Annotated in this window: 13 protein-coding genes; 4 read left to right on the top strand and 9 right to left on the bottom strand. The window is 62.6% G+C overall.

Annotated features, from left to right (window positions below):
- Positions 1 to 366 precede the first annotated feature (366 nt).
- Positions 367 to 1,065 (top strand): orotate phosphoribosyltransferase, encoded by a 699-nt coding sequence (locus tag BM400_RS08390; RefSeq protein ID WP_089838406.1) that lies wholly within the window; start codon positions 367 to 369, stop codon positions 1,063 to 1,065.
- 4 nt (positions 1,066 to 1,069) lie between these two features.
- On the opposite strand, the gene BM400_RS08385 is transcribed toward BM400_RS08390, so the two are convergent.
- Positions 1,070 to 1,456, bottom strand: coding sequence for a hypothetical protein (locus tag BM400_RS08385; protein WP_089838404.1), 387 nt, complete (start codon positions 1,454 to 1,456; stop codon positions 1,070 to 1,072).
- A gap of 326 nt (positions 1,457 to 1,782) precedes the next feature.
- Positions 1,783 to 2,841 (bottom strand): carboxypeptidase-like regulatory domain-containing protein, encoded by a 1,059-nt coding sequence (locus BM400_RS08380; RefSeq protein ID WP_089838402.1) that lies wholly within the window; start codon positions 2,839 to 2,841, stop codon positions 1,783 to 1,785.
- Positions 2,842 to 2,980: 139 nt separating this feature from the next.
- Between BM400_RS08380 and gltX the strand changes: the two genes are divergently transcribed.
- Positions 2,981 to 4,477 (top strand): glutamate--tRNA ligase, encoded by a 1,497-nt coding sequence (gltX, locus tag BM400_RS08375; protein ID WP_089838399.1) that lies wholly within the window; start codon positions 2,981 to 2,983, stop codon positions 4,475 to 4,477.
- 278 nt (positions 4,478 to 4,755) lie between these two features.
- Here gltX and BM400_RS08370 read toward each other — a convergent pair whose 3' ends face one another.
- The 4 genes from BM400_RS08370 to BM400_RS08355 form a co-directional block, all read right to left on the bottom strand.
- Positions 4,756 to 5,016, bottom strand: a complete 261-nt coding sequence (locus BM400_RS08370) for a hypothetical protein (RefSeq protein ID WP_089838397.1) — start codon at positions 5,014 to 5,016, stop codon at positions 4,756 to 4,758.
- 18 nt (positions 5,017 to 5,034) lie between these two features.
- Entirely contained in the window at positions 5,035 to 5,499 is a 465-nt protein-coding gene (locus tag BM400_RS08365; RefSeq protein WP_245781755.1) for a protein-disulfide reductase DsbD N-terminal domain-containing protein, read from the bottom strand.
- Positions 5,496 to 6,128 carry a TlpA family protein disulfide reductase gene (locus tag BM400_RS08360; RefSeq protein WP_245781754.1) on the bottom strand — a complete coding sequence of 211 codons (633 nt, stop codon included), beginning with the start codon at positions 6,126 to 6,128 and terminating at the stop codon, positions 5,496 to 5,498. The genes BM400_RS08365 and BM400_RS08360 overlap by 4 nt, the downstream gene beginning before the upstream one ends.
- 213 nt (positions 6,129 to 6,341) lie before the next feature.
- Positions 6,342 to 7,070, bottom strand: coding sequence for a Crp/Fnr family transcriptional regulator (locus BM400_RS08355; protein ID WP_245781753.1), 729 nt, complete (start codon positions 7,068 to 7,070; stop codon positions 6,342 to 6,344).
- A 298-nt stretch (positions 7,071 to 7,368) separates the two neighbouring features.
- Between BM400_RS08355 and BM400_RS08350 the strand changes: the two genes are divergently transcribed.
- Complete coding sequence (locus tag BM400_RS08350; RefSeq protein ID WP_089838396.1) at positions 7,369 to 9,210, top strand: proline--tRNA ligase; 1,842 nt, start codon at positions 7,369 to 7,371, stop codon at positions 9,208 to 9,210.
- Between the two features lie 352 nt (positions 9,211 to 9,562).
- Positions 9,563 to 11,941 (top strand): PBP1A family penicillin-binding protein, encoded by a 2,379-nt coding sequence (locus tag BM400_RS08345; RefSeq protein WP_089841631.1) that lies wholly within the window; start codon positions 9,563 to 9,565, stop codon positions 11,939 to 11,941.
- Between the two features lie 93 nt (positions 11,942 to 12,034).
- On the opposite strand, the gene BM400_RS08340 is transcribed toward BM400_RS08345, so the two are convergent.
- The 3 genes from BM400_RS08340 to BM400_RS08330 form a co-directional block, all read right to left on the bottom strand.
- A complete protein-coding gene (locus BM400_RS08340; protein ID WP_089838394.1) occupies positions 12,035 to 12,913 on the bottom strand; it encodes an Fpg/Nei family DNA glycosylase in 879 nt (292 codons plus the stop codon).
- A gap of 28 nt (positions 12,914 to 12,941) precedes the next feature.
- Positions 12,942 to 14,039, bottom strand: coding sequence for a rhomboid family intramembrane serine protease (locus BM400_RS08335; RefSeq protein WP_089838392.1), 1,098 nt, complete (start codon positions 14,037 to 14,039; stop codon positions 12,942 to 12,944).
- Between the two features lie 139 nt (positions 14,040 to 14,178).
- Complete coding sequence (locus BM400_RS08330) at positions 14,179 to 18,870, bottom strand: Lhr family ATP-dependent helicase (protein WP_089841629.1); 4,692 nt, start codon at positions 18,868 to 18,870, stop codon at positions 14,179 to 14,181.
- Between the last annotated feature and the right edge of the window lie 98 nt (positions 18,871 to 18,968).

The raw sequence follows: 18,968 nt of genomic DNA, 5'->3' as shown, positions 1-18,968 counted from the left end.
CGAAAACAAAATTTTCGTCCCAAAGGCGCGGCTCAAAGCCGCGCCTTTTTCCGTGCATGCAAAAACCATCATTTGGCCACAAAATCCATGCATTTCTCCACGTTTTACCGTCCCGAAAACTGCAGGTAAAAACCAGAGAAACAGGCATAAAACCCGAAGATAACCCTAAGAATCACCACAAAAACCTGAAATCCACCACAAATGCCGAAGATAGATCGTTTCGGCCAAGAAAGACGCGGGTTTCATGCAAGACGAGCGATGCACCATTTATAGTGCAAAATACCCTGAGGCGAGGGCAGTCAGGCAGCATGTTCGGGCAAAGTGGTCTGACCAAAATGGGGATCGCATAGAATAAAACCAACCGTCATGAGCCAGACCGAAGAGCAAAAAGCCAACCGCCAAGCCCTCCTTGACCTCATCGCCACCCACTCGTTCAAGCTGGGTGACTTCACGCTGGCAAGCGGGCAGAAGTCCGATTACTACATCGACTGCCGCATCTCGACCCTCCACGCCGAGGGCGGACGTCTGGCAGGCCTGGTACTCCTCGATCTCATCCGCAAGCATGCTCCCGAGGCCGAAGCCGTCGGCGGGCTCACCATGGGTGCCGACCCGCTGGTCACGGCAACGGCCACGACCAGCGCCTGGGCCCTCAATGAATACAATGAGATAGCAGCACTCTTCCCCGAAGACGCCCACGAAGATCCCGACGACCCCGACGCGCTCGGCCTCCCGCCGCAGCTCATCCACGGCTTCCTCGTCCGCAAGACCGAGAAGGCCCACGGCACCGGTCGCCGCGTCGAAGGCTTCCTGAAGACCGGCGCCAAGGTCGTCATCGTCGACGACGTCTGCACCACCGGCGGCTCCACCATCACCGCGATCGAAGCCACCCGCGATGCCGGCATGGAGGTCGTTGCCGTCCTCTGTCTCGTCGACCGGGAACAGGGTGGGCGTCTCCACATCGAGCAGGCCCTGGCCGAGATCCCCACCGATGTCGACAAGGAGATTCCTTTCCTCTCCGTCTTCACCGCCAGCGACGTCCGCAAGGCGCATCTCGCTCTAAAATAGAGATTTACTCCTTCGTGATGACGATCTTCTCGCCGCCGAAGAGCTTCTTCTTGAGCTCGTAGAGCTCTCCGTCGTCACCCACGAGATAGGCGTTCAATGCGCGAGCCATCTGCGCAAGCTTGACGATCTGCTCTGGAGTCGGATTCTTGCACTCGATCTGATCTCCCGACCAGCGAAAGGCAGAGATCTCCCTCCATTGAATGGCGGGGTTCTGTGCCGCTCGATAGCGAATCTCTGCGCCGTCAGGGGTCGTGACGACCGAATCGAGCGAAGGAGACCAGCGCAGCTCCGGGTCGGCGGCGACCAGCGCCTCGACCTCATCCAGCAAAATGGGCTCTTCCTCGGCGTCGGCCCACTCGCGCGTTCGGACGATATGCAAGTCGTATCCCATCGATCTTCTCCCACAGCATCCTAACGCTTGACAGCTTTCCACGGCTGCGAAGGCAAGTGTGTGCCGTTCCCCCAGCCATAGAGGTCTGACCAATCACCCGGAGACGAAGCGTTCTCTCTTTGGCATTTGTGGGGAATTTCAGGTTTTTGTGGTGAATCCTTGGATTATCTTCGGGTTTTATCCCTGTTTCTTCGGGTTTTAACTGCAGTTTTCGGGTCGGTAAAATGTGGAAATTTGCATGGATTTTGTGGCAAAAAGATGGTTTTTTGCATGTCCTTGTTTTCCCCAGCGTCTTGACCTCACCTTCCGGAAGAGACGGTCCGGTGTCAGGGTTTGTCGACGGCGCCGTAGTCGGGAACGTGGGGGGTCAGCTTCCGGACAAGGAACTCCTGGAAGAGATTTCCGATGGCGCCCTCGGCGGTTCCGAGGAGGGCGTTGCCGAGGGTGAGGCCGATGCCGTCACGGTTCTCGGCGGGGTAGTAGGCGTTGGAGATGGCGGCGGTGGCGAGGTTGCCGAAGACGTTGGAGTAGTTGGGCTGCCACTTGCCGTTGTCGCCTTTGCAGATGCCGACGAACCGGATTGCATACCAGGCGCGGGATTTGATGGAGCCGGTGCCTTTATAGAAGTAGCGGGGGTCCTGGTGGAGGACCGAGGGCAGGATGGCTCCGGCGATGAAGGTGCTGATGGTGTCGTCGCCGTAGGAGGCACCGTAGCGGCGGCCGTAACCGGCGGCTCCCTGGCCGTATCCCGAGTAGGTGTTGCCGGCCTGTTCGATGCCGGCGACGACGCCGGTCATCAGGAAGGAGACGGGATCGATGGAGGTCTTCCAGGCCATGCCGAACTTCTGCTTCACCGTCATGGGTGCGGGATTCTGGATATAGGTGACGTAGAAGTTGGGAAAGATGGCGAGGACGCGCTGCTTCTCTTCGACTTCAACCTGGGCGGCGGCCACGTCTTCCCGGGAGGCGACGACATCGATGGTGGCCTGGGCGGCGGTGAGCGGGAGGGCAAAAGCGGGGGCTTCGGTGGTTTCGCCGGGGTTGGCGATTCCGGAGGCCCCGGTGATGGCGAGGCCGGCGGCCTTGACCGTGAGCGTGTAGGGGCCGGGTGGGATGGCGTCGAAACGGAAGCGGCCATCGGCGGTGGAAAGGGTGGTTTGCGGGGTGCGGGTGGGACCGGTGAGGGTGACGCGAGCGGACTCGACGGGGGTTCCGTGGATGTCCTTGACGGTGCCGGTGAGGGTGGATTGCAGTTGTTCAAAGCCGGGGGCTTCAGGGAGGGCTTCGTCCAAGAGGAGCGCCTGGGCGTGGAGGATGGGGCCAGCCGTCAGGCACGCGAGCAGGCACAGGAGTTGCAACGTTCTTTCCTGTTGCCGTTTCAGCATGGTTCTCCTGGGTGGACTACTGCGAGGATACACGGTGGCCTTATCCAAGGGTAGGTTCGAGGTGGGTTGTCAGCTTCGTCCCGACGACCAGGAGGCAGAACAAAGACAAAAGCGGACTGGTAACATCGAAGGTGACCTTATGACGACTTCTGCTTCTGCTCCAACTCGTGTCCGTATCGCTCCTTCTCCAACCGGCGACCCCCACGTGGGGACTGCTTATATTGGGCTTTTGAACTTTTTGTATGCGCGCCAGAGGGGCGGGCAGTTTGTGTTGCGGATTGAGGATACGGACCGGGCGCGGTTTGTGGCGACCTCCGAACAGCAGATCTTCGAGGCGCTGAAGTGGGTGGGGCTGGAGTGGGACGAGGGTCCGGATGTGGGTGGGCCGTATGGGCCGTACCGGCAGTCGGAGAGGACCGCGATCTATCGGGAGTATGTGCAGAAGCTGCTGGACAACGGCACGGCGTATAAGTCGTTCGAGACGGCGGAGGAGCTGGAGGCTCTGCGGAAGTCGCAGTTGGCGGCCAAGCTGCCGCCGCGGTACAACGGCGCGCACCGGGAGCTGACGGCGGAGCAGATTGCGGCGTATGAGGCTGAAGGGCGGGCTTCGGTGATTCGGCTGAAGGTGCCGGCGGAGGGCTCGACGACATTTCGCGATGAGCTGCGCGGGGAGATTACGTTCGACCACACGAACGTCGACGACCAGGTGCTGATGAAGTCGGATGGGTTTCCGACCTACCATCTGGCGAATGTCGTCGACGACCACTTGATGAAGATTACGGACGTGATTCGGGCGGAGGAGTGGATCTCTTCGACGCCGAAGCATGTGCTGCTGTACAAGGCGTTTGGGTGGGATGTGCCGAAGTTCTGGCATATGCCGCTGCTGAGGAATATCGATAAGTCGAAGATTTCTAAGAGGAAGAATCCGGTTTCGCTGATCTTCTACCGGCAGGCGGGATATCTGCCGGAGGCTCTGCTGAACTTCCTGGGGCTGATGGGCGGAGGGATGCCGCAGACGTCGGGGACGATTGAGGATAAGTCGAAGGCCGCTACAGCGGATATGTTCGATCTGGCGGGGATGATCGAGCGGTTTTCGTTCGCGAAGATCTCGCTGGGTGGGCCGGTGTTCGACCTGGTGAAGCTGAAGTGGCTGAACGGAGAGTATCTGCGGGCGCTGACGCCTGAGGCTTTCTTCGGGAAGATGCGGGAGACGGTGTTCTCGGATGCGTTTTTGAAGGAGCTGGTGCCACTGGTCCAGACGCGGATCGAGACGATGGGTCAGGTGGGAGATCTGACGGACTTCCTGTTCTCGGACAACGTGATGCCTTCGGCGGAGGTGTTTGTGCCGAAGAAGCGGACGATCGAAGAGACGATTGCGTTTGCCGGGGAGCTGCTGGCGGTGCTGGAGGCGACGGAGTGGACGGTCGCGGCGATTGAGCCGGCGATGAAGGAGCTGGGACTCGCGAAGGAGTGGTCGGTGAAGGAGAACTTCATGCTGCTGCGCGCGATTCTGACGGGGAAGACGGCGAGTCCGCCGCTGCTGGAGAGCTTGATTGTGTTTGGGAAGGCAAGATCGCTGGATCGGGTGCGGCGGTTTGTGGATGGGCAGAAGAAGATGTTGTTGCAGCGGAAGTAAGGGCTACTCCGCCAAGCGAATTCTTGAGAAATCCCGATAGCCGTTGAGTATCCTCACGATCCTCAACGGCTTTGCCTTTGGTTCGAAGACCACTGAGTATCTTCGTAACGGGCGACGACCAAGATGCGTGTTGTGCTTTCTGAAAACTCCGGTCGGCGAACTGGGATGTTTCAAGGACCGCACGGCGCACGAGTCAGCATGCTTTGGACTGTCGTCTGCGATCTAAAGCCAGATGGAACGGATATCGCGTCGTGCGATCCAGGTAAGAACGTACCGATTCATGCGGCGGGCTGGCGCCGGGCGAACCACTGCTCCCTGAGCTCGTCCAGATCGCGCTCCATCTCTTCCTGGGTGAAAACCTCACCGCGTTCGCCCTGGGCGATCGACTCGGTGAGAAGCCGACGCTCTTCGTCGAACGCGAGGCGCAAATCGAGAAGCTCAATTGCTTCCGCTATGTAATCCTCTCCGCTGGCGAAACGTCCGGGCTCAATTCCGGCCTGGACCATGGCTGCGTGCTCGGGGTTGAGGCGGATTTTCATGGCGATAGCGCACCACCGTTACTTGGCGACGACCATCACTTTGACCGGCAGGGTTTTCGGTGGGTAGCAGGCTGCGTGGTCGCAGGCCTGATAGCGGAGGGTGCCTTCGAGGACGTGCTCGCCGGGGGTGGCCTCTACAGGTAGCTTGACGGTGAAGGTGCCGGAGTAGACGTCCAGTTTTTCATTGGGGTCGAAGCTGAAGCTGTATTCGGTGCCCTTGGGGTACTCAATGGGGCCGGGCTTGATTCCTTCGGCTGGATTGAGCTTCAGGTTGGTGGGGATGAGGAGCTCGGACTTGGGGGTGTGGGAGTTTACGTGGAAGCCGTCGATAACCTGGAAGCGTAGTTCCACGACGGACTTCTTGTTGGGCTTTACCGTCTGCTGGTCGGAGGCGTAGACGACGTAGCCCTTGGGCTTGGGCGGGGCGTCCATGACGTTGAGCTGCAGGAGAGCGGCACCGAGGAGCAGAGCGCGGGCGATCACTGGCCGGCTCCTGCTGGCTGCGCGGCGGCGCCGATGATCTTCTTGATGTTGGCTTCGACCTCGTCTTTGGGTGCGAGGCCTACGGTCTCTTCGACGATGGTGCCGGTTTTGTCGACGTAGAAGGAGGTGGGGAGAGAGTCGACGCCGCCGTAGAGGTTGGCGACCTTGTTATCCGTCAGGAGGATGGGGTAGGAGACGCCGGTCTTCCTGGCGGTCTTGATGATCTCGTCCTTGGGGGCGTCGTCTTCAGCGATACCGAGGATCTCGAAGCCGGAGTCTTTGTATTTGCTGTGGAACTCCTCGAACCAGGGCATCTCGAGCTTGCAGGGAGCGCACCAGGTGGCCCAGAAGTTGATGAGAACGGGGCGCCCCTTGTAGTCGGAGAGCGAGACCTTCTTGCCCTCGGAGTTGACGAGGGTGAAGGCGGGGGCAGGCTTGCCCTTGAAGGTTCCGGCGGAGTTGCCGCTCATGGCGGCGGCGGTCTGGCCGGGGACATCCTTGGTGAGGATGACGCGGTTGGCGCTGGCCTCCTGCATGGCTTTGGTACTGGCGCGGCGATTATGCACGCCGGCCCAGATCAACAGGCTGATTCCTACGACCATTACCAGCAAAACACCGACCTTACGCATCAGAAGACTCCTCGCCGGGAAAACACGGCTCGTACCAGTTTACGCCTGTACATGCGACTGATATGTCTGATGTTGGTTACAGACGGAGGGTGCTTTTGTTTGTCCTGCGGGATGGGCCCGCTGCGCGGGCGGGGATCTATCGGTGACGTGGATGCCGGTCCGGGGTGCGTGGACTCGCGCGGTTCGTTTCCTGGCCGCCGGTTTTGCCGCAGACTAGTAGTTTTTGGGGAGCATGCGGTCGTAGGTCGCGCGGACGATGCCGTAGCACTCGCAGGTTTTGGATTCGAGCAGAGGACGGTCGATGAGGCGGATGCGGCCGCGGCTGTAGTCGATGGCGCGAAGACGCTGGAGTTCGCCGGCGGCCACGGTGACGGTGGAACGGCGGGAGCCGAGCATCTGGGCGAGGAACTCCTGGGTGAGCATGAGTTCGTTGGACTCGGTGCGGTCGGCGGAGGTGAGGAGCCAGCGGGCGAGGCGGGCTTCGACGGCGTGCATGCGGTTGCAGAGGACGGATTGGGTCATCTGAACCATCTGCATGTAGGCGAAGTCGTAGACCATCTGGGCGAAGGGGCCGCCCTTGAGGAACTCCTCGCGGAGGATGGAAGCGCGGATGCGGAAGCCGGCACCGGCACCCTGCATGACGACAGAGTGCGACATCTGGGGGTGGCCGAGGAGGGCGCAGAGTCCGGAGAAGCCCTCGCGTCCGACCAGGCCGACTTCGACCGACTCTCCTTTTTCCGTGAGGGCGTCGGTGGAGATGAGACCGCTGATGGGAAAGTAGATGGACTCCACAACCTGGTTGGGGAGTGAGAGCTGCATGTTGAGCGGCAGTTCCACGGGGATGAGGAAACGGACGAGCGCCTGAAATTGCTCTTCAGGAAGTCTCGACAGGATCAGGTTGCGTGGCCTATTGCTGCGTGGCACGGGGAGGTCGGTTATCAACTCACTCTTTCCTAACAAAATGTCTCAGCGGCGGGCGTCTATGGCTCCGGCGGGATACCGGTCTCAGTCGTCTTTTGCGGATGTCAGGACTAAAGCTACTCGTCGCGATTCCTTAAGTCTGTCGCGTATCACACACATGTGAAATTGTCAGTTGAATTTGTGTCAGGTGGCATTCTTTCGATAGAACTCGCAAGCGATGAAAGTCGTGCGGTGTGCAAGTCGGATGGCCAACGCCTAGAATGAGGTTGTTCGATAAAAACCATTTTTGATCAGTTCTCCGGAAGGTATCAGGATCGTTATGCACCGTTGGTCCCAACTGTTTATCCCCACTCTTCGTGAAGCTCCCACCGATGCTGAAGTCGCCAGCCACAAGCTGCTTTTGCGCGGCGGTTATGTGCGCCAACTGGGCGCGGGCATCTACTCGTATCTCTTTCTTGGCAACCGGTCGGTGAAGAAGATCGTTGCCATTATCCAGGAGGAGATGGACAAGATTGGCCAGGAGATGTTTCTGCCGACGATCCTGCCGCGGGAGATCTGGGAAGAGAGCGGACGCTGGGCTGGGATGGGTGAGAATATGTTCCGGTTGAAGGACCGGAAGGGCGCGGACCTGTGCCTGGGCATGACCCACGAAGAGGTGATGACGGACATTGCGCGCAAGGAACTGCAGAGCTACAAACAGTTGCCGCAGATCTGGTACCAGATTCAGACGAAGTTCCGCGATGAGCCGAGGCCGAAGTCAGGTCTGCTGCGGGTACGGCAGTTCACGATGAAAGACTCGTACTCGTTCGATATCGACGAGGCGGGGCTGGACGTGAGCTACATGAAGCACGACGCGGCGTATCGGCGGATCTTCGAGCGGTGCGGGCTGGAGTTCGTGGCGGTTGAGGCGGATTCGGGCTCGATGGGCGGATCGCAGTCCCAGGAGTTCATGGTCTATACGGAGGCGGGCGAGGATTTGATAGCATCGTCACCGAGCGGGTATGCGGCGAACCTGGAGAAGGCGGTCTCGGTGCTGGCACCGGTGGAGGACCTGCCGGCGACGGGCGATGGGATGCCGGAGCTGGTGTTTACGCCGGGTAAGGGCGCGATCGCGGATATCTGCGAGTTCTTGGGGATTCTGCCTTCGCAGGACATCAAGTGCGTGGCGTTCATGGGGATTCCGTCGAAGGCGGGCGATCCGCTGCGTCCGATTGCGGCGTTTTTGCGGGGCGACCACCAGGTGAATGAGACCAAGCTGTGTGCGGTGACGGGTGTCGCGGAGCTGCGGCCGATGTTGCCGGAGGAACTGGCGGTCTATATCGGTGGACCTGCCGGGTACCTTGGGCCGGTCGGGATTGCCGAGGTGATGACGCAGGGTTCGCTGAATGGGCTGAACTCGGGTAAGGCCGTCGATAAGGTCAAGGGGGTGTTCCGGGCGAATCCCGAGGAGGGCCTGAAGACGATTGTGGTGCTCGATCCGGGGCTGGATGGGCGGAAGAACCTCGTCGCCGGAGCGAACCAGATGGATTATCACTACCGCAATGTGACTCCGGGGCGGGACTTTACGCCTACGATGACGGCTGATGTGCGGAACATTCTCGAAGGGGAGGCCGATCCGATTGGCGGATTGCCGCTACGGCTGGGCAAGGCGGTCGAGATTGGGCACATCTTCAAGCTGGGGTACAAGTACACCAAAGCGATGGGCGCTTCCGTGCTGAACAAGGACGGCAAGGAGACGATGCCGATCATGGGATGCTACGGGATCGGGGTGGAGCGGATTCTGACGGCTGCCATTGAGACCTCGGCGGCGAAGAATGGCGGGGCGTATGCGCTGCCGGCTTCGATCGCTCCCTTCCAGGTGGTGGTTACGGTCACGAACGTGTCGGAGGCTGCGCTGCTGGCTGCGGGCGAGCAGGTGGCGGCCGACCTGACCAAGGCGGGGTTCGATGTGCTGCTGGATGACCGGGACGAGCGGGCCGGGGTGAAGTTCAAGGATGCGGATCTGATCGGGATTCCATATCGCGTGAATGTCGGACGCGGCGTCGCCGAAGGGCTGTTGGAGCTTGTGGACCGGCTGAAGGGGACGAGCACGAACGTAGCGATTGCGGCGATCTCCGGATTGTTGGGGAGTGCTCTCGAAGCCACGGAACCCAGCGTTTAGTTCTGGTGATCCGTTCCAGGTGTACGTTTTGGTCCGGTTAGCCACCCGCCGCGTTGAAAGTTCGTGGCGGCGTGAAAACCCACATCTCAGAAATGAGATGTGGGGCACCCGACTTTGTGGCGGGGTGGGTATCCGGAACTACACGGTGTGGATCGCCGTATTGGCTCCTGAGCGGCGATAATGGGAGTGCAGGCCGGAGTGCCAGTTGTTGTGAGATGACGTAAGAGCAGAGACAGGGCTTCGCGATTTGGCGAAAGACACGGTCCGAACCTGATCCAACTTTTTCGAGTGACTTCAGGACTTTCTACCGGTGCGGGTTGGGCCTGCGCCAGGAACGAGACTCACTTTGGCTGTGAAAGTAAAGTATGGCTCCGGCGGGAAACCGCGCGGGTTCTTTTCGAGCATCTTCCGCGGAGTGGTGGTGCTGGCGCTGGCAGGTCTGCTGGTGTTCACGGCGGTCTTTATTTACTACTACTTCCAGTATGAGAAGGTAGTCGACGACCGGCTGGCGGCGGGACCGATTTTCAACTCTGTCGCGCAGATCTATGCGGCACCGCATGAGATCCGGACGGGGCAGCACCTGACGGCGGGGTATATCGCGCAGCAGTTGCGGACGGCGGGATACAACTCGAATCCGGAGCTGGGCAAGTTCGAGCTGAAGGGCGACAACATCCTGATCAAACCGGGAAGACAGTCGTACCACTCGACCGATGGCGCGACGATCAATACGCAGGACAATATCGTTCAGTCGATCACGGCAGAGAACGGGGTGGCGCTGCGTTCGTATGAGCTGGAGCCTCTGCTGATTACAGCGCTGTCGGAGGACAAGGGCAGGGCGAAGAGGCGGCTGGTGACGTACAAGGAGATTCCTCCGCACCTGGTGCAGGCCGTTGTCGCGATTGAAGACCGGCGTTTTTTCGAGCACTCGGGCGTGAACTTTGTGCGTATTGCGAAGTGCGCGGTGGTGGATGTGGTATCGCATAAGATGAGCTGCGGCGGATCGACGCTGACGCAGCAACTGGCGCGCGGGTTCTTTCTTTCGCCGGATAAGAAGATTACGCGCAAGCTGCGGGAGATCATGATCTCGTTCCAACTGGAGTCGCACTTTTCGAAGCAGCAGATCTTCGAGATGTATGCGAACCAGATCAACCTGGGGCAGAGGGGATCGTTCTCGATCAACGGATTTGGCGAGGCTTCGCAGGCATTCTTCGGCAAGGACATCAAGCAGCTCGATCTGGCGCAGGCGGCGTTGCTGGCGGGCATGATCCAGAGGCCGAACTACTTTTCGCCGTATAAGCATCCGGAGCGGGCGCTGGAGCGGCGAAATCTGGTGCTGGACTCGATGGTGGAGACCACCGCGATTACGACGACGGAGGCGGAGCATGCGAAGGCGGAGCCGCTGAAGCTGGCTCCGCCGAATGTGGATGCGAGCGAGGCACCCTACTTCGTCGACCTGGTGCATGACCAGTTGGTGCAGCGGGTGAACGACCAGGACCTGGCGCACCAGAGCCTGCGGATCTACACGTCTCTGGACCCGGAGCTGCAGCGGGTGGCTTCGGAGGCGGTCGACATGGGGATGAAGAACGTCGACGAGATGGTGCGGAAGGCGCATAAGAAGGGCGCGACGGATATTACGTATCCGCAGGTTTCGCTGGTGGCGCTGAATCCGCATACGGGGCAGATTCTGGCCCTGGTGGGCGGGCGGAACTATGGGGTAAGCCAGTACAACCATGCGACGGCGAAGAGGCCTACGGGGTCGATCTTCAAGCCGTTTGTGTATGCGACGGCGTATGCGCAGTCGGTGGAGGGTCGGTCGCTGCCGGAGGGTGGGACGTTTACGGCGGTGACGAAGCTGAACGACGTGCCGACGACGTTTACGTTCGACAACGGACGGCAAACGTACTCGCCGGGCAACTACAAGGATGAGTACCACGGGGTGGTGACGGCGATCTATGCGCTGGCGCACTCGCTGAACAATGCGACGATCTCGCTGGGGCAGCAGGTGGGGTTTGAGAATGTGGCGGCTCTGGGACGGGCGAGCGGAATTTCGGCCGCACGTGGAACGCCCGCGGTGTCGCTGGGTTCGTATGACGCTACGCCGGTGGATATGGCGGGCGCGTATACGGTGTTCGCGAATAACGGCGTGCATCTGAATCCGTGGATGCTGGCGAGTGTGCGGAACGCGAACGGGGATATCGTTGCGGATTTTGCTCCGGAGGCGCGGCAGGTGCTGGATCCACGGGCTGCGTACCTGACGCAGTCACTGCTGGAAGGCGTGATGAACTTCGGGTACGGGACGGCGGTGCGGAAGCTGGGTTTTACGGCTCCTGCAGCCGGCAAGACGGGAACCAGCCATGATGCGTGGTTTGCGGCGTATTCGTCGAATTTGATCTGCGTCGTGTGGATCGGGAACGACGACTATACGGACGTGAAGCTGTCGGGCGCGATTGCGGCGGCGCCGATCTGGGCGGAGTTTATGAATCGCGCGGTGAAGCTGCCGCAGTACTCGGATACGAAGCCGTTTACGCCCCCGGATGGGGTGACGAACTACCGGATCGATACGGCGTCGGGATTGCTGGCGGATGCGAGCTGTCCGAATGCGTTTACGGCGGCGTTCCTGAATGGGACGGCTCCGCAGTCGACGTGCAGCAGGATGGGGGAGAGCCCGCAGACGCTGGTGCAGGACCTGTATGGGAATACGGCTCCGGCTCCACAGCCTGTGCCCCAGTAAAAGCAAAGAGTACGGGGATGCCAAGGACGAGAGACGGATAAAAACAGGCAACAGCATTGTTCTCATCCGTCTTTCTCCGTTTGCTCTCTGTTCTTAGCAGGTGGGGCGGTAGCGTTTCCGAGGTCGGGTGGCGTTGCCGGAGGGGGCTTCGGCGAAGGGCTGGCAGGTGGGGCACCAGTAGGTGGAGCGGGCCTGTTCGCCTTGTTTGCGCATCTGGATGAGGGTTCCGCAGCGGCGGCACTCCTCGCCGCGACGACCGTAGACCCAGAGGCGTTCTTCGCGGTCCATAGAACCGGTGGTCTGGCGCTTGCCGGGAGCCTCGGGGGAGACGTTGAGCTGCATATAGCGCTGGGAGAGGTCGGCGATGTGCTCGATCTCTTTTTCCGAGAGGGTGGCGATGGGGCGGAAGGGATTGACGCCGGCGCTGAAGGGAATTTCGGACTTGTAGACGTTGCCCAAGCCGGCCATGACGCGCTGGTTGAGGAGGGTGACGCCGACCTCGGCGGTGGGGTTCTCGCGGGCGTGTTTCCTGAGGGCGTCGATGCCGGACTGCGGGGTGAAGGCGGCGGAGAGGATGTCGGGGCCGAGTTGGGGGATCTGGGTGTGGCGCTCGAGGGAGCGCTGGGTGTGAAACTCGGCGATCTGGGCGTTGAAGAGGACAGCTTGGAAGCCCTCGACCTCAAGGACGACGCGCATTTTGGAGCGGGCCATCCACCACTTTTCGCCGCTGCGGTAGATGTGCCAGGAGCCGCTCATGAGCATGTGGGAGACGAGGATGAGATCGCCGGAGAAGCGGATGAGGAGCCACTTGCCGCGGGGTTCCACCTTTTCTACGGTTCGGCCGGGGATGGGAGCGTCGTCATGGATGCGGGCGAGGTGGGCGAAGCCGGTGTCGAAGGCGGTGACGGTCTTGCCTTCGAGCGCCTTGGCGAGGGCTCGGGCGGCTCGGTAGATGGTGTCGCCTTCGGGCACTTCGCTTCCCTCCTCGGGATTGGATGCGCTACTCGACGGGGATGGACGTGCGGTCCTGGAGCTCCTCGTCGACGAGGTGGGCGGTGATGGGTAGGCCTCCAATGGAGGAGGCGACGTGGCGCGTGGCTTCTCCGACCGCGGCGGCGACATCGGCGCTCGAAGCGGCCTTGTCGTTCACCATGTAGAAGACGTCGGTGTGGCCGTTGCGCTTGAGGAGGAGCAGGTCGATGTTGGAGTTCTTGAAATCGTCAATTTGGGCGAGAGCCTGAGAGAGGCTCTGAGCCTCGGCTTTGGTGGCGGAGCCGCTGTAGAGGATGGTGCCCTTGTCGCCGAAGGGGACGTGAGGGCTAAGCATGAACTCGCGGTAGAGTCCGCCTTCGAAGTGATCGTGTTTCGCGAGGGCCTGGAGGCTGATGACGGCGATGGTAAGGCCGGCGAGGGCGACCATTGCGGTGCGCGCGACGGGCAGACGGCGGGTTCCAGCCACGGCTGGGCGGGCGAGGAAGACGCCGCAGAGGAAGCCCGCGACAAAGCCTCCGCCGTGCGCGGAGAGGTCGGTGGTCTTGCTGGAGAGGCCGAAGAAGAGGTTGTAGAGGAGGAAGACGCCGGCGGACTGGGCGATGGATTTCGAGCGCTCGGCCGGGATGATGCCGCGCTGGACGACGAGGAAGGCGAGCAGGGCTCCGTAGACCCCGAAGATGGCTCCGGAGGCTCCGGCGGAGGTGGTGAGGGGGTGGATGGCGAGTGAGACGATGCTGCCGCCGAGGCCGGCGAGGAGGTAGAGGATCAGGAAGCGGGTGCGGCCGTAGAGGAGCTCGGTGAAGGGGCCGACCTGGTAGAGGATGTACATGTTCATCCCGATGTGCAGGATGCCGAAGTGGAGGAAGGTGGAGGTGAGGATGCGCCACCATTCGCCGGTAAGGGTGAGCGGGCCGAAGTCGGCTCCCCAGGGGAGGACGTCGGTGGAGGTGGGGCTGATGGGGGAGATGCCCTTAAGGCACATAGCGGCGTAGACGAGGACGTTGAGCGCGATGAGGGTCCAGGTGACGATGAAAAAAGACTGGGGGATGACCTGGGCCGGGGTGGGGTCGAGCGGGGGGAGATATTCGGGGGTGGGCTCTTGCATGGGGGCTCCGGTGTATCTGTCTTATCCTATCGGTTCCTGCCAGCCGGCCCGCTGCGCGCGGGGCGGGCCTTCGTGACTTCTCTTCCTATCGTGGCGGCGTAGGATCGCGCGGGCCTAGCGCTGCTCAGCATGGACAGCGCTAAGGGCGGCCGAGGGTGGGGGCGGCGGTGCGGCGGAGGTGGAATCCCATGGCGCCGGGTTGGAAGCCGGCTTCCTGGAGGGGTTTGGCGAGCCAGTGTTCGGCGGTGGGGGTGTTATTGATGGAGGCGATGAGCATGCCACCCTCGATCTGGGCTTTGGTGACTAAGAATTCGGCTAGATTCTTGGCGGTGTTGGAGCGGGCTGGTTCTTCTTCGGGGAGGAAGACCTGGACGTTGGGATTGGCGCGCCGGACGTAGGCGGCCAGGGCTCCGTCGATGAGGATGACACGTGCGCCTACACTGCGGGTGAGGCTGGTTCCCTCCTGGGCGGTGGGCCACTTGAGGAGGGCTCCGTAGGGGTTGGCGGGGTCGGTGGCAGCTAGCTGGAGGAGTTCGGGCTTGGCTTCGTTTTCGATGCGCAGGGAGCGGAGGAGATCGACGGCGGCGGGCTGGGCGAACTGGGTGGCTCCGAGGTCGGCGGCGAAGAAGCCGCGGCGGACCTTGCCGGATTCTTCGAGGGCCTTCATGACGTCATAGATGGCGGAAAAGCCTCCGGGGAGGTTTTCGGCGTGGGCGGTCTCGCGGAAGACCACGCCGTAACGGGTGAGAAGCTGCTGGGCGATGGCGTGGGACCACTGGGTTGGGTTGCGGTTCTCCTGAGCGGCCGGCTGGAGAGCCCAGCGGCCTTGCGCGGTGGGAGGTGTGGTGCGGCGGGAGCGGAAGCCGGTTTGGGTTGGGCGCTTGGTTTGCTTGGTGACGCGGGGTTCGCAGTAGGCGCGCAGGGCCTGCATGGCGTCGTTGGTGATGAGGCCTTTCCAGACGAGGGACCAGAGGGCTTCGAGGGTCTCGCCGGGGTAGCCTCCGCCGAGTCCGTCGTGGAGATCCTGGAAGAAGCTGGCTCCGCGTTTGGCGAGGAAGGCTAGGATGTCGGATTCTTTCGAGCCTGGGGTGATCTCGACGGGTGAGCGCGGGGGCCAGAGGGCGGTGAGGCGGTCGGCGAGGTACAGGCCGATGCGGCCGTCTCGCTCGCCGAGGGGGTCGAGGCCGACCCAGGTGACCTCGCCGGCGGCGATGAGGCGGTCAAGGTCGGAGGGCTGATAGTTGGTGATGCGGGCCGGGAGAATCTCGGTTTCGAGGATAGAGGCGGGGATGGGCGCGCCCTGCAGGTTTTCGATGACGTCGAGGAGGGCGTCGAGGCCTCGGCGGGGTTGGACGACTCCCTGCCAGCGGGTGAGGAGGCGGGCGAGGGTGCGCTGTTCGACTGGCTCAACTTCTTTGCGGAGGCGGGCGAGGGATTTTCGGCGGATACTGCGGAGGATCTCGTGGTCGCACCACTCGCGGTGGATGCCTCCGGGGCGGAAGGCACCTTCGAGGACGCGGCCGGTCTGGACGAGGTGGTTCAGGGTTTGGTCGACGGTCTGGGTGGAGAGCTCGAAGCGGTCGGCGGCATCGTGGGTGGTGAAGGGGCCGTGGGTGCGGGCGTAGCGGCGAATGAGGTCGAGGAGGGCGTCGGGGACGGCTTCGAGGAACGCGGTGGGCAGGCCCGGAGGTAACGGCACGCCTAACGCGTCGCGGTAGCGGGCGGCGTCTTCGGCGGCGATGTAGCGCTTTTCTCCGGCTACGGTGATCTCGATGACGCGGCGGGCACGGATGAGTTTGGTGATGGTTTCGGCGGTGGGGTCGTCTACGCTGCGGGCACGGAGCTCGGGGCGGGTGAGGTCGCCGATGCGGAGGAGGAGGTCGTGGACACCGTCCATGGACTTGGCGCGGTAGCCCTCGGCGGTGGCTTGGGCCTGCTCTTCGGTCTCTTCGATGGCGGAGAGGTCGAGGAGCTCGCGGAGGTCGGCGTCACCCATGAGTTCGCGGAGCTGGTCCTGGTCGATGGAGAGGACCTGGGCGCGGCGTTCGGCGAGGGGGGCATCTCCGTCGTAGAGGAAGTTGGCCATGTAACCGAAGAGGAGCGCGGAGGCGAAGGGCGAGGGGGTACGGGAGTCGACCGAGTGGACACGGATGGTGCGGTTGGCGATGAGGTTGAGGGTTTCGAGCAGGGCGGGCATGTCGAAGACGTCGCGGAGGCACTCACGATAGGCCTCGAGGAGGATGGGGAAGGAAGCATAGCGGCTGGCCACGGCTAAGAGATCGTAGGAGCGTTTGCGCTGCTGCCAGAGTGGGGTTCGGCCGTCTCCACGGCGGCGAGGGAGGAGAAGGGCGCGGGAGGCGGCTTCGCGGAACTTGGCGGCGAAGAGGCTGGTGGAGCCTAGCTGACGGAGGACGAGTTCGGCAGCCTCCGAGGGTTCGAGGAGGAGGTGCTCGATGGGGGGTGGGTCGTCGGTGTCGGGGAAGCGGAGGACGAAGCCATCTTCGGTGTACATGGACTCGACGTCCATGCCGAGGGCGTGGAGGCGGGCGACGGCCGCCATGGACCAGGGGATATGGACGCGGGAGCCGAAGGGGGTGAGGCAGCACATGCGCCAGTCGCCGAGCTCGTCGCGGACGCGCTCGATGACGATGGTGCGATCGTCGGGGACCTGGACGGTGGCGAGCTCCTGATCAGCGAGGTAGCGGAGGACGTTTTCGGCGGCCTGCGGGGCGAGATCGTGGTCCTGCGTGAGGGTGGTGATGGCGAGGGAGCGGGGCATCTCGCGGAGGGTGCGGACCAAGGCTCCGATGCGGCGGCCAAATTCTAACGGGCGGCCTGCCAGGTCGCCGTGCCAGAAGGGGATCTTGCCGGGGTCGCCGGGGGCGGGCGAGACGAGGACGCGGTCGTGGGTGATCTCTTCAATGCGCCAGGTGGAGGCTCCGAGAATGAAGGTCTCGCCCGGCCTGGTCTCGAAGACCATCTCCTCGTCAAGCTCGCCGACGCGAATGGGCTTGGCGTGAGAGCCGGCGAGGAAGACGCCGTAGAGGCCCCGATCGGGGATGGTGCCGCCATTGAGGATGGCGATCATCTTGACGCCTTTGCGCGGGGTGAGCCAGTTGCGGTTGCGGTCCCAGGTGATGCGGGGACGGAGCTCGGCGAATTCGTCGGAGGGGTAGCGGCCGGCGAGCATGTCGAGGACGCCTTCGAAGACGTTGCGGGTGACGGCGGCGAAGGGGGCGGAGCTTCGGACGATGGAGAAGAGTTCGTCGTAGGAGATGCCAGGGTCTTCGTCTTCGTCGGTGGTCTTTTTGGTGGGAGTCGGTACGTTGGGTGGTTGGGCGATGATGGCGACGATCTGCTGGGCGAGGACGTCAAGGGGGTTGCGGAGGAAGCGGGTGGATTCGACGTGGCCCTCGTGCATGGCGCGCGTGACGGCGGCGCAGGCGATGAGGTCGGCACGGTACTTGGGAAAGATGATGCCGGCGGAGGGGACGCCGACGGAGTGTCCGGCGCGGCCGATGCGCTGCATGCCGCTGGCGACGGACGGCGGCGCGCCGATCTGAACGACGAGGTCGATGGCGCCCATGTCGATGCCGAGTTCGAGGGACGATGTCGCAACGAGGGCTTTGATCTTGCCGGCTTTGAGGAGCTCTTCGATCTCGCTGCGCTGGGCTGCGGATAATGAGCCGTGGTGGGCGCGGGCGATCGGCTCTTCAGCCAGATCGTTGATGGCTCCGGCGAGACGCTCGGCGATGCGGCGGGCGTTGACGAAGATGAGGGTGCTGGTTCGCTTGCGGATGATCTCGAGGAGGCTGGGATAGATGGACTGCCAGATGCTGGTGCGCTTGGGGCCCTGGGAGGCTGGGCCGCTGGGGAGTTCTTCGATTTCGCCGAGGCGGGCCATGTCTTCGACCGGGACCTCGACGCGCAGTTCGAGGACCTTGCGGGCACCGGCGTTGACGATGGTGACGGGGCGGTAGAGGATCGCACCCTCTTCGCGGCGGGCGTCGTCGGCCTCGGTGCGGGCCTGTCCGGCTACTTCGAGGAGAGCGGTGGGGACTTCGCCCGCAGTGTTGGCTACGAGGTGGGCATCGGTTGCGGGGCTGGTGGAGGCTGCGCCTTCGGCTCCACCGAGGAAGCGGGCTACCTCCTCCAAGGGGCGCTGGGTGGCGGAGAGGCCGATACGCTGGAGGGTTCTTCCCTGCTGGCGAACGAGGGCTTCGAGGCGCTCGATCGAGAGGGCCATGTGGGCTCCGCGCTTGGTGGGAACCAGGGCGTGGATCTCGTCGATGATGATGGTTTCCACGGTGCGTAAGGTTTCGGCCGCCTGCGAGGTGAGGAGGAGGTAGAGGGATTCAGGCGTGGTGATGAGGATCTCGCCGGGGTGACGGGCGAAGCGGGCGCGCTCTTTGGTGGGGGTGTCGCCGGTGCGGACGGAGATCTCGGGAGTGCGGAAGGGGATGTTCTCGCGGCGGGCCATGTTGGCGATGCCGGCGAGGGGGCTGCGGAGGTTGCGCTCTACGTCGACCGCGAGGGCTTTGAGCGGGGAGAGGTAGATGACTTTGCAGCCGGGCTCGGCGTTCGGGGCGCGGAGCATGAGGCGGTCGAGACACCAGAGGAAGGCGGTGAGGGTTTTGCCGGTGCCGGTGGGGGCGAGGATCAGGGTGGATTCGCCGCGAGCGATGGCCGGCCAGCCCTCGATCTGCGGGGCGGTGGGAGAGTCGAAGACGGCGCGGAACCACTGGGCGGTGATGGGATGAAAGAGGGCGAGTGCGGCGTCGGCTCCGCTGTCTGGCGGGGGCTGCTTCGTTTTGGTTTTCTTTGCGGCCATCGATTCCCTGTTGTCCATCGTGGACTAAGTGGGGTTCGATGCACAAACGTCGACCCTGGGGGTTTGTGGCGGGGTGGAAACCCGCCCCGCAGAAACAC

Origin of the sequence: Granulicella pectinivorans, assembly GCF_900114625.1 — a bacterium.
Lineage (GTDB): Bacteria > Acidobacteriota > Terriglobia > Terriglobales > Acidobacteriaceae > Edaphobacter > Edaphobacter pectinivorans.
This window is presented reverse-complemented; position numbering and strand designations above follow the sequence as displayed.

Excerpts from the sequence above, each read along its gene's own strand:
- BM400_RS08385 (WP_089838404.1), bottom strand. The coding sequence starts at position 1,456 with ATGGGATACGACTTGCATATCGTCCGAACGCGCGAGTGGGCCGACGCC.
- BM400_RS08360 (WP_245781754.1), bottom strand. The coding sequence starts at position 6,128 with ATGCGTAAGGTCGGTGTTTTGCTGGTAATGGTCGTAGGAATCAGCCTG.
- BM400_RS08370 (WP_089838397.1), bottom strand. The coding sequence starts at position 5,016 with ATGAAAATCCGCCTCAACCCCGAGCACGCAGCCATGGTCCAGGCCGGA.
- gltX (WP_089838399.1), top strand. The coding sequence starts at position 2,981 with ATGACGACTTCTGCTTCTGCTCCAACTCGTGTCCGTATCGCTCCTTCT.
- BM400_RS08390 (WP_089838406.1), top strand. The coding sequence starts at position 367 with ATGAGCCAGACCGAAGAGCAAAAAGCCAACCGCCAAGCCCTCCTTGAC.
- BM400_RS08350 (WP_089838396.1), top strand. The coding sequence starts at position 7,369 with ATGCACCGTTGGTCCCAACTGTTTATCCCCACTCTTCGTGAAGCTCCC.
- BM400_RS08380 (WP_089838402.1), bottom strand. The coding sequence starts at position 2,841 with ATGCTGAAACGGCAACAGGAAAGAACGTTGCAACTCCTGTGCCTGCTC.
- BM400_RS08335 (WP_089838392.1), bottom strand. The coding sequence starts at position 14,039 with ATGCAAGAGCCCACCCCCGAATATCTCCCCCCGCTCGACCCCACCCCG.
- BM400_RS08330 (WP_089841629.1), bottom strand. The coding sequence starts at position 18,870 with ATGGCCGCAAAGAAAACCAAAACGAAGCAGCCCCCGCCAGACAGCGGA.